Raw genomic sequence first — 13,644 nt, 5'->3', positions numbered from 1 at the left:
CCGGCCGCGGCTCGCGGCCCTCAACGGCCCGTACGGCAGTCCGTCAGATGCTGCGCCCATCCATCTCCGCGTCCTGCGGGGGACCCTGGGCGCCCGCCGCTGCGGGGTCCGCCCCGGTCAGGATCTTCGCCAGCAGCGCCGCGGTATCGTCCGCGCCGCCGCTGTGCAGGAGTTCGGTGCGGTGGACCAGGCGCGGCTCCGTAACCGGGACCGCCACGACTGCTGGGACGGCGTCGAGGGTGTGCTGCGGCAGCAGGGCCAGGCCGTGGTCCGCCGCGGCGAGCTGGATCAGGGCCGGTACGTCGGTGCCCTCGTAGCGCAGCGCGGAGCGGAACCCGCCGGGGCCGACGGCCTGGCGCAGCCGCTCCAGGGGGACGGCGGTGTCGGGCGCGTCGATCCAGCGGGCGTCGGCGAGGTCGGTCAGCCGCAGGTGGTCCCGGCGGGCCAGCGGGTGCCGGGGCGAGAGGGCGACGGCAAGGGGCGCTTCGGCGACGGCGACGGTGCTCAGCGGACCGACGTCGGGCAGGAGCAGCGGGTCGTTGGGCGCGGCCATCCCGTCGACCAGGCCGAGGCCCGCCTCGCCCGTCGCCACGGCCGTGGAGATGGCCTCGCGGCCAAGGACGCGCAGGGTGATGTGCAGCAGCGGGTGTGCCCTGCGTACCTGGGCCAGGGCCTTGGCCGTACGGGAGTTGACGGCCAGCGGGGTGGCGGCGACGGTGATCCTGGCGGCGGGTGCGGCGGTGAGGCGGGCGATGTCCGCGCGGGCCGCGTCCAGCCGCAGCAGGAGCGGCCCGGCGTGCTCCAGCAGCCGGGCGCCCGCGGCGTTGGGGGCGACCGGGCGCCGCTGGAGCAGTACCGCTCCCAGGTCGCTCTCCAGCGCGGCGATGTGCTGGGAGACCGCCGACTGCGTATAGCCCAGTTCGCGGGCGGCGGCGGAGAACGAGCCGCGGCGGGCAACAGCGACAAACGTGCGGAGCAGGTGCGGATCCATGCGCATCAGTATTTCTTATGGGCTGGTCATGAATCATCGTTGGCCCTGAACTCGGTTGCCGGTTCAGGATGTCCGCATGACGAACACCGAGCACACCCCCGCCTCCACCGCCCGGATCGCGCTGGTCGGCGAGCGCTCCGGCAGCGTGCGCGCCCATGTCCGCATCCCGGCGCTCCTGGACTCCCTCGCCGACCGCGACCAGTTGGTCCTGGACGCGTACTGGGTGCCGACCCAGGACGCGGCCGTCCCGGGCGCGCTGGACGGCTTCGACGCGATATGGCTGGTGCCGGCCAGCCCGTACCGCAGCGAGGCGGGCGCGCTGGCCGCCGTACGCACCGCGCGCGAGCGCCACATCCCGTTCCTGGGCACCTGCGGCGGCTTCCAGCACACGCTGCTGGAGTACGCCCGTACCGTCTGCGGCCTGGGCGCCATCGCGCACGCGGAGAACGACCCGGAGGCGGCCGACGCGCTGATCGTGCCGCTGGCCTGCTCGCTGGTCGGCCACGAGGGCGCCATCCGCATCGAGCCCGGATCGCTGGCCGAGCGCGTCCTGGGCCTGGAGCGGACCGTCGAGCGCTACCACTGCTCCTACGGGCCCGCCCCGGAGCACCTCGACATCCTCACCGCGCACGGGCTGCGCTTCAGCGGCCGTGACGAGCAGGGCGCGGTGCGCATCGCCGAACTCCCGGGCCACCCCTTCTTCTTCGCCACGCTCTTCCAGCCGGAGCTCTCCGGCGACGGCAGCCGGCCGCACCCGGTCATCAAGGCGCTGGCCGCGGCGGCGGTGCGGCACGCCGGGGCCGAGCCGGTGCCCGCCAGCTGACAACTGCCGCCCGCAGCACGGGAGATGCCCCTCTCAGCCCGCCGACCGCGCCGCAGGCCCTGGGCGTACCCGCACTTCGTTGGGGGCGAGCGCGTCGTGGTCCCGGGAGCACTCGACGACGGTACGCACCGGGGCGCCGCACTCGGCGTGCTGGACGTGCAGCATCGGGCCCTCGGTGGTGGCGGCGTGCTTGTCGCCCCACTGCATCAGGGCGATCACGACCGGCCACAGGTCCCATCCCTTGGCCGTCAGCCGGTATTCGAGGCGGGTGCGGCTGCCCGGCTCGCGGTAGGGGCGGGTCTCCATCACTCCGCCGGCCACCAGCTTGCGCAGCCGGGCGGCCAGCACGGCCTCCGAGAGCCCCACGTGGGAGCGGAAGTCGTCGAAGCGGCGGACTCCGTGGAAGGCGTCCCGCAGGATCAGCAGCGTCCACTTCTCGCCGACCACATCCAGAGTGCGCTGGACCGAGCAGTTCTCGGTGCTCATCTCAAGCCACTTCATCGCCCCATCCTAAGTAGCTGGCCGGGCCATTGACCGCCATGGTCGGCGACAGCTAACTTTTTCGAACGAAGTCAGCCGAGGCGAGGGAGTGGGTATGGGCCGGTCACGCACGTACGAGTGGGAGGATCCGGCGGTCTCGGCGGCCGCGGTGGGGACGGTGTCCGGACTGGAGTTCCTGCACGCGATGATCGCGGGCCGGGTGCCGACGGCGCCCATCGCGGCCACCCTGGGCTTCACCTTCGACGAGGTCGAGGAGGGGCGGGCGGTGGTCTCGCTGGTGCCGGGCGAGGAGCACTACAACCCCATCGGGAGCATGCACGGCGGCGTCTTCGCGACGCTGCTGGACACCGTGGCCGGCTGCGCGGTCCAGTCCACGCTGCCGCCCGGCATGGCGTACACCTCGCTCGATCTGACGACGAAGTTCCTGCGCCCGGTCACGCTCGACACCGGCACGGTCCGCGCCGTCGGCACCGTCCTCAGCCGCGGCCGCCGCACCGCGCTGGCCCAGGCCGAGCTGTACGACCCCACCGACCGCCTGCTCGCCCACGCGACCAGCAGCTGTCTGCTCTTTCCCGCCTCCGGGGCCTGAACCCGCGCGGCGGCGCCGGGACTTCGGGCGCACCTGCGCGCGAGGTGCCCGGCGGTCCCTCCCCGCCGGGCACCTGACGCAGTCGTCCCGGGCCCCTCAGCCCGGTCCGTAGCGGTGGAATCCCCGCCCGGTCTTTCGGCCCAGCAGCCCGGCCTCCACCATGCGCAGCAGCAGTGGGGGCGGGGCGTACAGGGGCTCCTTGAACTCCTCGTACAGGGACGTGGCGATGGCCGCGACGGTGTCCAGGCCGATGAGGTCGGCGAGCTTGAGCGGGCCCATGGGGTGGGCGCAGCCCAGCTCCATGCCGGTGTCCACGTCCTCGGCACTGGCATAGCCGGACTCGGCCATCCGCACCGCCGCGAGGAGGTAGGGGATCAGCAGCGCGTTGACGATGAACCCGGCCCGGTCGCGGGAGCGGATCACCGTCTTGCCGAGCACGTCGGTGGCGAACTGCGCGATGTCCGCCGCGACTTGGGGCGAGGTATGCAGGGAGGTGACGACCTCGACGAGGGGCAGGACCGGCACCGGGTTGAAGAAGTGCAGACCCAGAACGCGGTCGGCGCGCGCGGTGGCCATGCCCAGGCGCATCACGGGGATGGCGGAGGTGTTGGTCGCCAGGATCGCCTGCGGGTCGGCGAGGACCTTGTCCAGGGCGGCGAAGAGCGCGGTCTTGGCCTCGGCGTTCTCCACGATGGCCTCGATGACCAGCTGCCGGTCGGCGAGGGCGTCCAGGTCGCCGGTGAAGGCCAGCCGGGCGAGCGCGCCCTCGGCGGCCCCGGCCTCCACCTTGCCGCGCTGTACGGCACGTTGGAGGGAGGCGGTCACCCGGTCGCGGGCGGCCTCGGCCGCCGTGGCGTCCGCCTCGCACACGATGGTGTCCAGCCCCGCGCGGGCACACACCTCGGCGATACCGGCGCCCATCTGGCCGCCGCCCACCACCCCCACCCGCTGGATCCGGCGCGTGCCGCTGTGCCTCGTCCGTCCTGTGCTCACTGTCCGTGCTCCCGTCGTACGAGGTGGCGCGCGTAGCCGTCGGTGGTGAAGAACGCCGGGAGTTCGGGGCCCAGCGCGGTGCGCGCGAACAGGGCTCGGGCCTCGGCGCACAGCGCGCCCGGGTCCTGCCCGGCCAGCGCGGCGCTCTCCTGGTCCAGGAGCCGCTCCACCCGCTCGCGGCCGACGGCGCCGTGCCGCAGCCACTGCCAGATCTGGCAGCGCGCGGTCTCCGCTCCCGCCGCGTCCTCGATGCGCCCGTACAGGGCGGGGGCGCCGCGCCCGCGCAGCCAGGCGTCGAAGTAGCGCAGCGCCAGGGCGATGTTGGCGCGCACGCCCTCCTCGGTGGGGGGTGTGGCCGTACGGTGCAGGGACAGCAGGTCGGCGGGGGCGACGGACACATCGCCGCGGGTGCGCTCGATCTGGTGCGGGCGCTCGCCCAGCACGGCGTCGAAGGCGGTGCGGCAGACCGGCACCAGGCCCGGGTGGGCGACCCAGGAGCCGTCGAAGCCGTCCTCGGCCTCGCGCTCCTTGTCCAGCCGCACCGTGGCCAGGGCGGCCTCGGCGGCGGCCCGCTCGCGGCCGGGGATCTGGGCCGCCATGGCGCCGATGGCGTGCGCGCCGCGCTTGTGGCAGGTGTGGACCAGCAGTTCGGTGCAGGCGCGCAGGAACGGCGCGGTCATGGTGATGGTGGAGCGGTCGGGCAGGACGAGGTCGGGGCGGTGCGCGAAGGTCTTGACGACGCTGAAGAGGTAGTCCCAGCGCCCCGCGGTCAGCCCGGCCGCGTGCTCACGCAGCTCGTAGAGGATCTCCTCCATCTCGAAGGCGGCGGTGACCGTCTCGATGAGCACGCTCGCCCGTACGGTGCCGCGCGGGATGCCGAGCAGGTCCTGGGCGAGGACGAAGATGTCGTTCCACAGCCGGGCCTCCAGGTGGTTCTCCAGCTTGGAGAGGCAGAAGTACGGGCCGCTGCCCGCGTCGATCTGCCGCTGGGCGCAGTGGAAGAAGTAGAGGCCGAAGTCGACCAGGGACGCGGCGATCGGGCGGCCGTCGACCAGCAGGTGCTTCTCGGTCAGGTGCCAGCCGCGCGGCCGTACGGCGATGGTGACCCGGCCCGCTCCGGGCCCGTGCGGCGCGCCCCGGCCGGCCGTCCGCTCGACGGCGTCCCGCAGGGTCAGCTGCCCTTCGATGATGTTGTGCCAGGTCGGTGCGGTGGCGTCCTCGAAGTCGGCCACCCACACCCGCGCCCCGGAGCCGAGTGCGCCCGCCGCCGTCCGGCGCTCGGGCGGGGCCGCGATCTCCACCCGGCGGTCGGTGAGCCCTGGTGCGGGCGGCGCCACCCGCCAGGAGGGGTCCTCGCGTACGGAGGCGGTGCACGGCACGAAGTCCAGCGCACCGCCCGCGGCCAGGAGTTCGGCGCGGTGCCGGCGCTCGGCCAGCAGCTCGGCGCGCCGCCGGGCGAAGGCCGCGTCCAGCTGCCCCAGGAACTCCAGGGCCGCGGGTGTCAGGATCGTCTCGAAGCGGTCACCGGGTGCGCCGAGCACCTGGAGACGGCCGGTCAGTGCGGGGGTCGCCATCTCGGTCTCCTGAGCGGGCAAAACGGGCGGCGTACGGGGGGGCGGTGCCGGTGCGGTGCGGCCGCGCCCCCAAGGGGCGCGGGGAGCTGGGCGACCAGCCGCGGCGTCCCCGCAGATGGCCGCACCGCACTTCCCGGCGGAGCGTTTAGTGGAACTGCTCCTCTTCCGTGGAGCCGCGCAGCGCGACGGTCTCGGAGGCCGGGTTGACCGCGGTGGAGACCTGGTCGAAGTAGCCGGTGCCCACCTCGCGCTGGTGCTTGACGGCGGTGAAGCCGTCCTTCTGGGAGGCGAACTCCCGCTCCTGAAGGTCGACATAGGCGGTCATGCCGTGCTCGGCGTAGCCGCGTGCGAGGTCGAACATCCCGTGGTTGAGGGAGTGGAAGCCGGCCAGGGTGATGAACTGGAAGCGGTAGCCCATCGCGGCCAGCTCGCGCTGGAACTTGGCGATCTGGTCGTCGTCCAGCGCCGCGCGCCAGTTGAAGGACGGCGAGCAGTTGTAGGCCAGCAACTGGTCGGGGTACTGCGCGTGCACGGCCTCGGCGAACTCGCGGGCCTGGCCGAGGTCGGGGGTGCCGGTCTCCATCCACAGCAGGTCGGCGTACGGGGCGTAGGCCAGGCCGCGGGCGATGGCGGAGGCCAGTCCGTTCTCGACCCGGTAGAAGCCCTCGGCGGTGCGCTCGCCGGTGCAGAAGCGGGCGTCGCGCTCGTCCACGTCGCTGGTCAGCAGGTTGGCGGCGAGGGCGTCGGTGCGGGCCACGATCACGGTGGGCACATCGGCGATGTCGGCGGCCAGGCGGGCGGCGTTCAGGGTGCGGATGTGCTGCCCGGTGGGGACCAGGACCTTGCCGCCCAGGTGGCCGCACTTCTTCTCGGAGGCCAGCTGGTCCTCGTAGTGGATGCCGGCCGCGCCCGCCGCGATCATCGCCTTGGTCAGCTCGAAGGCGTTGAGCGGGCCGCCGAAGCCGGCCTCGGCGTCGGCGACGATGGGGGCGAGCCAGTCGGTGGTGTCGGTGCCGCCCTCGGCGGTGGCGATCTGGTCGGCGCGCAGCAGCGCGTTGTTGATGCGGCGCACGACCTGCGGCACCGAGTTGGCCGGGTACAGCGACTGGTCGGGGTAGGTGTGCCCGGCCTGGTTGGCGTCGGCGGCCACCTGCCAGCCCGACAGGTAGATGGCCTGCAGTCCGGCCTTGACCATCTGCACGGCCTGGCCGCCGGTGAGCGCGCCCAGCGCGTGGATGTAGTCGCGCTCGTGCAGCTGGCGCCACAGGCGTTCGGCGCCGCGCCGGGCCAGGGTGTGCTCCTCGCGGACGCTGCCGGACAGCCGCAGCACCTCCTGCGCGCCGTAGGTCCGCTCGATGCCCTGCCAGCGCGGGTCCGTCGCCCACTGCCGGGTCAGCTCGTCCGCCGTGGTGCCGTGCTGCGCCATGTCCGTCTCCCGGGTTCGCGAGAAAGCTCGTCGTTGTGCTGAACTGCGTCGTTGTTGCGAACGGTGCAAATGGCACGTCACTCAGTGCCATCGATTGCCCTGTGCGGCCCGCCGACCCTCCCCCGGAATGTGGAGAGGTGAGCAATGCGCCCGGGGAGTCGGGGTCCGGCGGGCCGTACTACGACTCTGACAGTGGCACTGAGTGCCAACAAGGGTGGAGCTGAGCCAATTCATGCCAATCTTTTCCCCGCGTTGTGCCAAGGCTGCGAAGGGGCAGGGAGGGTGCGGTGGTTACGATGTGCCCGCCGCCCGGGCCGCCGCGTACCGCGCCCCGGAAGCGGGCCTGATCAGGGGGTACAGGGGATGGGAAAGATCTACGCGGGGGCGCGCCTGCGCCGGCTGCGCGAGGAACGGCGCCTGAGCCAGGCCGAGTTGGCCCGTACGCTGGCCATCTCGCCGAGCTACCTCAACCAGATGGAGCACGACTCCCGGCCGCTGACGGTGCCCGTACTGCTACGCCTGACCGAGGAGTTCGGGGTGGACCCGGGCTTCTTCTCCGAGCGCGACACCAGCCGGCTGCTGGCGGATCTGCGCGAGACGCTGGCCGACCAGCCGTCCGGGCTCGCCCTGTCCGCCGCCGACCTGGGCGAGCTGGCCTCCCGGCTGCCCGCGGTCGCCGAGGCGCTGCTGACGCTCGGCCGCCGCAACCAGGCGCTGGCCGAGCGGCTGGCCGAGGTCTCCCAGGGCCGCGACGGCATCGGGGACACCGCGGCCCACCGCGGCCCGCACGAGGAGATACGGGAGTTCTTCTACCGCCGCCAGAACTATCTGCACGACATCGATGTGGGCGCCGAGGAGCTGGCGGCGCGGATCGGCATCCGGCCCGGCGAGGTCCGGCAGGCCCTGGCCGCCCGGCTCGCCGAGCGGCACCGCGTCCACATCGCCACAGACGCGGACCGCCTGCACCGCTACGACCCCACCCGCCGGGTGCTGCATCTGTCCCCGCGGCTGCGGCCCGGCCAGCAGGCGTTTCGGATGGCCACCCAACTCGCACTGCTGGAGCGCTCCGAGGAGCTGGACGGGCACGCGGGCGAGGACTACGAGAAGGGCAGCGCGACCTGGTCGCTGGCCCGGATCGGCATCGCCAACTACTTCGCCGCCGCGCTGATCCTCCCCTACCGGGCCTTCCACACCGCGGCCGAGGAGATGCGCTACGACATCGAGCGGCTGGCGGACCGCTTCGGGCTCGGCTACGAGACGGTCTGCCACCGGCTGAGCACGCTGCAGCGGCCGCGGCTGCGCGGGGTGCCGTTCTCCTTCGTACGGGTGGACCGGGCGGGCAACATGTCCAAGCGGCAGTCGGCGACCGGCTTCCACTTCTCGCGCGCGGGCGGCACCTGCCCGCTGTGGAACGTCTACGAGGCGTTCGCCTCCCCCGGCCGTATCCATGTGCAGGTCGCGGCGATGCCCGATGGGCAGCGCTATCTGTGGACCGCGCGCACCATCACCCGGCACCGCGGCGGCTGGGGCGAGCCGGGCAAGACTTTTGCCGTCGGCCTGGGCTGCGAGGTGCGGCACGCCGGACGCCTGGTGTACTCCGACGGCCTGGACCTGGACAACGAGGCGGCGGCCACCCCCATCGGCATGGGCTGCCGGATCTGCGAACGCCTGGACTGCCCCCAGCGGGCCGCTCCCCCGCTGGGCAGGCAGCTGGCCGTGGACGAGAACAGCACGACGTTCGTGCCGTATCCGGTGCGGAACTGACCGCAGTCAGCCCCTGGCCTTCTCGGGGGAGCGGGGGGCCGCTCCCCCGAGAAGGCGGCTCAGTGCGTCACTCGGCGCCTCGGTACGTCACTTCACAAGCAGGCCCGGCAGCGCCGCCAAGGTGGCGTCGAGGTCCGCTTCGGGCAGTCCGCCGCCCTGTGCCACCTCGTCGTTGCCGCCGCCCCTGCCGTCCAGCAGCTGCTTGACCAGGGAGGCGGCCGACCAACCCGCGGCCCGTGCGGCCTGGTTGAGGGTGATCACGACGACGGCCCGGCCGCCGCCCGCGGGGCTGCCGACGGCGACGGCGCCGGGCCGGCGGGCGGGGAGCCGGTCCCGTACCGCCGTCGCCAGCCGCCGGGCCTCCTCCGCGCCGCCGTCCTCGCGCGCGGTGACCACCAGTGCGCCGTGCACATCGGCGGCCGCCGCGGCCAGGCCGGCGGCGCGGCCCTGCGCGGCCTGCTGCCGCAGCCGGGCGGCCTCGCGGTCGGCGGCCTTCAGCCGCTCCAGCAACGCGGCGATACGGTCGGGGAGTTCGGCGCGCGGGGCCTGGAGCTGCTCGGCGATACGGGAGACCAGGTCGCGTTCGCGGGCGAGGTAGCCAAGACCCTCGATGCCGACGGCGGCCTCCAGGCGGCGCATGCCCGCGCCGACGGAGGACTCGCCCGTCAGCGCGATCGCGCCGACCTGGGAGGCGTGCTCGACGTGGGTGCCGCCGCACAGTTCGCGCGACCAGGCGCCGCCGATCTCCACCACCCGCACCTGCTCACCGTAGGTCTCGTCGAAGAGGGCGAGCGCGCCCAGCTCCTTGGCCTGAGGGAGCGTCATCCACCGTACGCCGACGGGCAGATCGCGGCGCAGCGCCTGGTTGGCGGCCTGCTCGATGTCACCGCGGACGGCCTGGCTCAGGCCGCCGCGCCAGGGGAAGTCCAGGCGCAGCTGGCCGGGCCGGTTGTAGGAGCCGGACTGCAGGGCGGTGGGGCCGAGCACCTGGCGCAGCGCGGCGTGCAGGATGTGGGTGCCGGAGTGGGCCTGGCGGGCGCCCAGGCGCCATTCGGGGTCGACGGCGGCGCGTACGGCGTCGCCGAGGGCCAGCTCGCCCGCCGTGATCCGGACCTGATGGACCACCAGACCGGCCAACGGGCGCTGTACGTCCAGGACTTCGGCCTCCACCGAGGCGCCGGTCAGGTGTCCGGCGTCGCTCTCCTGACCGCCGGACTCGGCGTAGAAGGGGGTGCGGTCCAGGACGACGCTGACGATCTCGCCCTGCGCGGCCGTGGCGACCGGGCCTGCGGCGCCGAGCAGTCCCAGCACCCGCGACTCGGTCTCCAGTGCTTCCCAGGCGCGCCAGTCGGTGGGGCCGTGGGTGGTGAGCAGGTCGCGCAGGGCCGATGTGTCCGCCGTGCCGCCGGACTTGCGGGCGCGGGCATCGGCGCGGGCCCGCTCGCGCTGCTGCTCCATCAGGGCGGTGAAGCCCGCGCGGTCCACCTCCACGCCCTGTTCGGCGGCCATCTCCAGGGTGAGGTCGATGGGGAAGCCGTAGGTGTCGTGCAGCAGGAAGGCCTCGGCACCGGGCAGCGCGCGGCCGCCGTCCTTCTTGACCTTGGCGACGGCGGTGTCGAGCACGGTGGTGCCCTGGCGCAGGGTGGCCCGGAAGGCCTCCTCCTCGCCGCCCGCCTGATCGGCGATCCGCTGGTAGCCCTCGGCGACCTCGGGGTAGCTGGGTGCCATGCAGTCCCGGGCGACGGGCAGCAGTTCGGGCAACGCGGCGTCCTGGTAGCCGAGTTGGCGCATAGAGCGCACCGCGCGGCGCAGGATGCGGCGCAGGACGTAGCCGCGGCCCTCGTTGCCGGGGGCGGTGCCGTCGGCGAGCAGCATCAAGGCGGTGCGCACGTGGTCGGCGACCACGCGCAGGCGGATGTCGGCCTGCGCGTCGGCTCCGTAGCGGACGCCGGCCAGCCGGGCGGCGTGGTCCAGGACGGGGCGGGTCTCGTCGATCTCGTAGAGGTTGTCGACGCCCTGCAGGAGGGTGGCCATCCGCTCCAGGCCCATGCCGGTGTCGATGTTGCGGCGGGGCAGTTCGCCCAGGATGGGGTAGCCGGACTTGCCGCTGCCCTCGCCGCGCTCGTACTGCATGAAGACCAGGTTCCAGAACTCCATGTAGCGGTCCTCGTCGACGGCGGGTCCGCCGGGCCTGCCGAGCGCCGGTCCGCGGTCGTAGTACAGCTCCGAGCAGGGGCCGCAGGGGCCCGGTACGCCCATGGACCAGAAGTTGTCCTCGTCGCCGCGGGCCACGATGCGCTCGTCGGGCAGACCGGCGATGCGCCGCCACAGGGCGCGGCTCTCCTCGTCGGAGTGGTGGACGGTGACCCAGATGCGGTCGGGGTCCAGGCCGTAGCCGCCGCTCTCCTGTCCGGTGGTGGACAGCTCCCAGGCGTAGGCGATGGCCTCTTGCTTGAAGTAGTCGCCGAGGGAGAAGTTCCCGTTCATCTGGAAGAAGGAGCCGTGCCGGGTGGTGCGGCCGACCTCCTCGATGTCCAGGGTCCGCACACACTTCTGCACGCTGGTGGCGCGCGGCCAGGGCGCCTCGCGCTCGCCGGTCAGATAGGGCTTGAAGGGCACCATTCCGGCGTTGACGAACAGCAGCGTGGGGTCGGGGGTGGGCAGCGGGGCGCTGGGGACGACGGTGTGCCCGCGCCCGGCGAAGAAGTCCAGGAATCGGGTGCGGATATCGGCGGTACGCAAGGGGAGCTCCAGTTCCTGCACGCTTTAGGTACTTGCAAAGAGTATGCAATAAGGGGCGCTCTTTACCGATGGATGGTTGCTGCCGAAAACCCTGATCATGAGGGTTGAGGCGTCCGGTCCAGCGCCCGAGGAGAGATCCCCACCACCATGGTCACCACCCCCGCCTCCCCCACAACTGCCGCCGCCTTTGGGGCTTCACGATGGCAACGGCTGCGCAGGTCGCTGAGCCGTGAGGAGTGGGTGCGGCTGGGCGGTATGGCGGTCTTCATCGTGGCCCTGCACGTCATCGGCTGGTTCACGCTCGTGGCGCTGGTCGCCCCGCAGCACTACTCGGTGGGCACCAAGGCGTTCGGCATCGGCGTCGGGGTGACCGCGTACACCCTCGGCATGCGGCACGCCTTCGACGCCGACCACATCGCCGCCATCGACAACACCACCCGCAAGCTGATGACCGAGCGGCGGCGCCCGCTGTCGGTGGGCTTCTGGTTCTCGCTCGGCCACTCCAGCATCGTCTTCGCGCTGGCCGTGCTGCTCTCGCTGGGGGTGAAGGCCGTCGCGGGGCCGGTGCGCGACGACGGGTCCGCGCTGCACGATGTCACCGGCCTGATCGGCACCACCGTCTCCGGCCTCTTCCTGTACGTCATCGCCGGCATCAACCTGGTGATCCTGGCCGGGATCTGGAAGGTGTTCCGCGCGATGCGCTCGGGCCGCTTCGACGAAGCGGCGCTGGAGGAGCAGCTGGAGAGCCGGGGCCTGATGAACCGGCTGCTGGGCCGGGTGATGAAGGCCGTCACCAAGCCCTGGCAGATGTATCCCCTGGGGCTGCTGTTCGGCCTCGGCTTCGACACCGCCACCGAGATCGCGCTGCTGGTGCTGGCGGGCTCCGGCGCCGCCTCCGGGCTGCCGTGGTACGCGATCCTGTGCCTGCCGGTGCTCTTCGCGGCCGGGATGTCGCTGCTGGACACCCTCGACGGCGTCTTCATGAACTTCGCGTACGGCTGGGCCTTCGCCCGGCCCGTGCGCAAGGTCTACTACAACCTCACCATCACCGGTCTGTCGGTGGCCGTCGCGCTGCTCATCGGCACGGTCGAACTGCTGGGGCTGCTGGCCGAGAAGCTGGATCTGCACGGCGGGTTCTGGGACTGGGTCGGCGGCCTGGACCTGAACGTCGTCGGGTTCGTGATCGTCGGGCTGTTCTTCGTCACCTGGGTCGTGGCGGTGGTGGTGTGGAAGGCGGCCCGGATCGAGGACAAGTGGACCGCGGGCCTCGCCACGGGCGAGCGAGAGGCGGAGTGACCCGCTCCACGGGGAGCGGGTCGACGCCGCTGCGGGGCGCTCAGCGCAGCTCGTACACCGCGTTCGTGCTGACCTCGTTGCGGATCTCGCCCGGAGCGACGGGCGTGGACACCTGCTTGTCGAAGACCGCCACCGGGAACGGGCGCGGTCCGGCGCCGTCGGTCTCGCTGACCGAGACCAGGCGGCCCAGCTGGTTCCCGCTGAGCCGGGCGTACTGCCCGGCCTTGTCCTTGGCGTCCTTGTAGGCCGCGGCCCTGGCCTTGGTCTGCAGCGGCGAGTGGTCGGCGACATCGAAGGAGACCCCGTTGAGCCGGCCCGCGTCGCCCGCCGCGTCCATCGCCGCCTGGATGACCGCGCCGGTCTTCTTCACGTCACGGACCTTGATCGAGAAGGACTGGCCCGCCTGATAGCCGGTCAGCTTGGAGGTCCCGTTGTTCGTCTCGTGGACGGGGCTGAGGCTCAGGCCCTCGGTACGGATGTCCCGCTCGGCCACGCCCTGGCGGCGTACGGCGTCCAGCAGGGCCTTGGCTGCGGTGCCCTGTGCGGCGAGGGCTTCCTTGGCGGTGGCCTTCTTCGCCTCCACCCCGGCCGACACAATGGCGAGGTCGGGGGCGGCGGAGGCGGATCCGGTGCCGACCACGGTCACCGTGCCGGGCCGGGGGCCGGGGTCCGCGGGCGCCGCGGCGGCCGGTGCGGCACCGGTCAGGGTCAGCCCCAGGGCCAGCGCCGACAGGGCCACCAGCCGTGCGGCGGCCGGGCGGGGCGGGGTGGAGACGGACTGCACCTTCATGAGCGACTTCCTCTCGCTTGGATGCGCCGACGGCACATGCGCGGCCATCCCAGCACCCACCGCCCCCGCCCGCCCCGAACCACACCGCGCCCATCACCTCACCGCAGCAGCCACATCACCCGGGGCCGCCCGGCCGAGGGGGCGGGCACGCGGCC

11 protein-coding genes are annotated in these 13,644 nt (G+C 73.0%); 4 read left to right on the top strand and 7 right to left on the bottom strand.

What is annotated here, in order from left to right; all coding sequences use genetic code 11:
- Nucleotides 1–43: 43 nt before the first annotated feature.
- Nucleotides 44–991, bottom strand: a complete 948-nt coding sequence (locus tag AC4IJH_RS18135) for a LysR family transcriptional regulator (protein WP_490852779.1) — start codon at nucleotides 989–991, stop codon at nucleotides 44–46.
- Nucleotides 992–1,067: 76 nt separating this feature from the next.
- Between AC4IJH_RS18135 and AC4IJH_RS18130 the strand changes: the two genes are divergently transcribed.
- On the top strand, nucleotides 1,068–1,814 hold the full coding sequence (locus AC4IJH_RS18130) for a CTP synthase C-terminal region-related (seleno)protein (protein WP_490852778.1): 747 nt from the start codon (nucleotides 1,068–1,070) through the stop codon (nucleotides 1,812–1,814).
- A 33-nt stretch (nucleotides 1,815–1,847) separates the two neighbouring features.
- On the opposite strand, the gene AC4IJH_RS18125 is transcribed toward AC4IJH_RS18130, so the two are convergent.
- Nucleotides 1,848–2,315 carry a winged helix-turn-helix transcriptional regulator gene (locus AC4IJH_RS18125; protein ID WP_490852777.1) on the bottom strand — a complete coding sequence of 156 codons (468 nt, stop codon included), beginning with the start codon at nucleotides 2,313–2,315 and terminating at the stop codon, nucleotides 1,848–1,850.
- 94 nt (nucleotides 2,316–2,409) lie between these two features.
- On the opposite strand from AC4IJH_RS18125, the gene AC4IJH_RS18120 reads away from it, so the two are divergent.
- Nucleotides 2,410–2,904 carry a PaaI family thioesterase gene (locus AC4IJH_RS18120; RefSeq protein WP_490852776.1) on the top strand — a complete coding sequence of 165 codons (495 nt, stop codon included), beginning with the start codon at nucleotides 2,410–2,412 and terminating at the stop codon, nucleotides 2,902–2,904.
- Between the two features lie 96 nt (nucleotides 2,905–3,000).
- Here the strand turns inward: AC4IJH_RS18120 and AC4IJH_RS18115 are convergent, their stop codons facing one another.
- From AC4IJH_RS18115 to aceA, 3 genes are all read right to left on the bottom strand, one after another.
- Complete coding sequence (locus tag AC4IJH_RS18115) at nucleotides 3,001–3,897, bottom strand: 3-hydroxybutyryl-CoA dehydrogenase (protein ID WP_490852775.1); 897 nt, start codon at nucleotides 3,895–3,897, stop codon at nucleotides 3,001–3,003.
- On the bottom strand, nucleotides 3,894–5,471 hold the full coding sequence (gene aceB, locus AC4IJH_RS18110; protein ID WP_490852774.1) for a malate synthase A: 1,578 nt from the start codon (nucleotides 5,469–5,471) through the stop codon (nucleotides 3,894–3,896). Before aceB ends, AC4IJH_RS18115 begins: the two co-directional genes overlap by 4 nt.
- Before the next feature lie 145 nt (nucleotides 5,472–5,616).
- Nucleotides 5,617–6,897, bottom strand: coding sequence for an isocitrate lyase (gene aceA / locus AC4IJH_RS18105; RefSeq protein ID WP_490852773.1), 1,281 nt, complete (start codon nucleotides 6,895–6,897; stop codon nucleotides 5,617–5,619).
- Nucleotides 6,898–7,260: 363 nt separating this feature from the next.
- Here aceA and AC4IJH_RS18100 point away from each other — a divergent pair, with 363 nt between their 5' ends.
- Entirely contained in the window at nucleotides 7,261–8,661 is a 1,401-nt protein-coding gene (locus AC4IJH_RS18100; protein ID WP_490852772.1) for a short-chain fatty acyl-CoA regulator family protein, read from the top strand.
- A gap of 87 nt (nucleotides 8,662–8,748) precedes the next feature.
- Here the strand turns inward: AC4IJH_RS18100 and alaS are convergent, their stop codons facing one another.
- On the bottom strand, nucleotides 8,749–11,403 hold the full coding sequence (alaS, locus tag AC4IJH_RS18095; RefSeq protein WP_490852771.1) for an alanine--tRNA ligase: 2,655 nt from the start codon (nucleotides 11,401–11,403) through the stop codon (nucleotides 8,749–8,751).
- 147 nt (nucleotides 11,404–11,550) lie between these two features.
- On the opposite strand from alaS, the gene nicT reads away from it, so the two are divergent.
- Complete coding sequence (nicT, locus tag AC4IJH_RS18090) at nucleotides 11,551–12,699, top strand: Nickel transporter NicT (RefSeq protein ID WP_490852770.1); 1,149 nt, start codon at nucleotides 11,551–11,553, stop codon at nucleotides 12,697–12,699.
- A 40-nt stretch (nucleotides 12,700–12,739) separates the two neighbouring features.
- Here the strand turns inward: nicT and AC4IJH_RS18085 are convergent, their stop codons facing one another.
- Entirely contained in the window at nucleotides 12,740–13,489 is a 750-nt protein-coding gene (locus AC4IJH_RS18085; protein ID WP_490852769.1) for an SIMPL domain-containing protein, read from the bottom strand.
- Between the last annotated feature and the right edge of the window lie 155 nt (nucleotides 13,490–13,644).

It is taken from the genome of Streptomyces sp. UF-297 (genome assembly GCF_058245575.1).
The sequence above is the reverse complement of the archived record's forward strand: the minus strand, read 5'-3'. Positions and strand labels throughout refer to the sequence as shown.

Excerpts from the sequence above, each read along its gene's own strand:
- AC4IJH_RS18135 (WP_490852779.1), bottom strand. The coding sequence starts at position 991 with ATGGATCCGCACCTGCTCCGCACGTTTGTCGCTGTTGCCCGCCGCGGC.
- AC4IJH_RS18130 (WP_490852778.1), top strand. The coding sequence starts at position 1,068 with ATGACGAACACCGAGCACACCCCCGCCTCCACCGCCCGGATCGCGCTG.
- AC4IJH_RS18125 (WP_490852777.1), bottom strand. The coding sequence starts at position 2,315 with ATGAAGTGGCTTGAGATGAGCACCGAGAACTGCTCGGTCCAGCGCACT.
- AC4IJH_RS18120 (WP_490852776.1), top strand. The coding sequence starts at position 2,410 with ATGGGCCGGTCACGCACGTACGAGTGGGAGGATCCGGCGGTCTCGGCG.
- aceB (WP_490852774.1), bottom strand. The coding sequence starts at position 5,471 with ATGGCGACCCCCGCACTGACCGGCCGTCTCCAGGTGCTCGGCGCACCC.
- aceA (WP_490852773.1), bottom strand. The coding sequence starts at position 6,897 with ATGGCGCAGCACGGCACCACGGCGGACGAGCTGACCCGGCAGTGGGCG.
- AC4IJH_RS18100 (WP_490852772.1), top strand. The coding sequence starts at position 7,261 with ATGGGAAAGATCTACGCGGGGGCGCGCCTGCGCCGGCTGCGCGAGGAA.
- nicT (WP_490852770.1), top strand. The coding sequence starts at position 11,551 with ATGGTCACCACCCCCGCCTCCCCCACAACTGCCGCCGCCTTTGGGGCT.
- AC4IJH_RS18085 (WP_490852769.1), bottom strand. The coding sequence starts at position 13,489 with ATGAAGGTGCAGTCCGTCTCCACCCCGCCCCGCCCGGCCGCCGCACGG.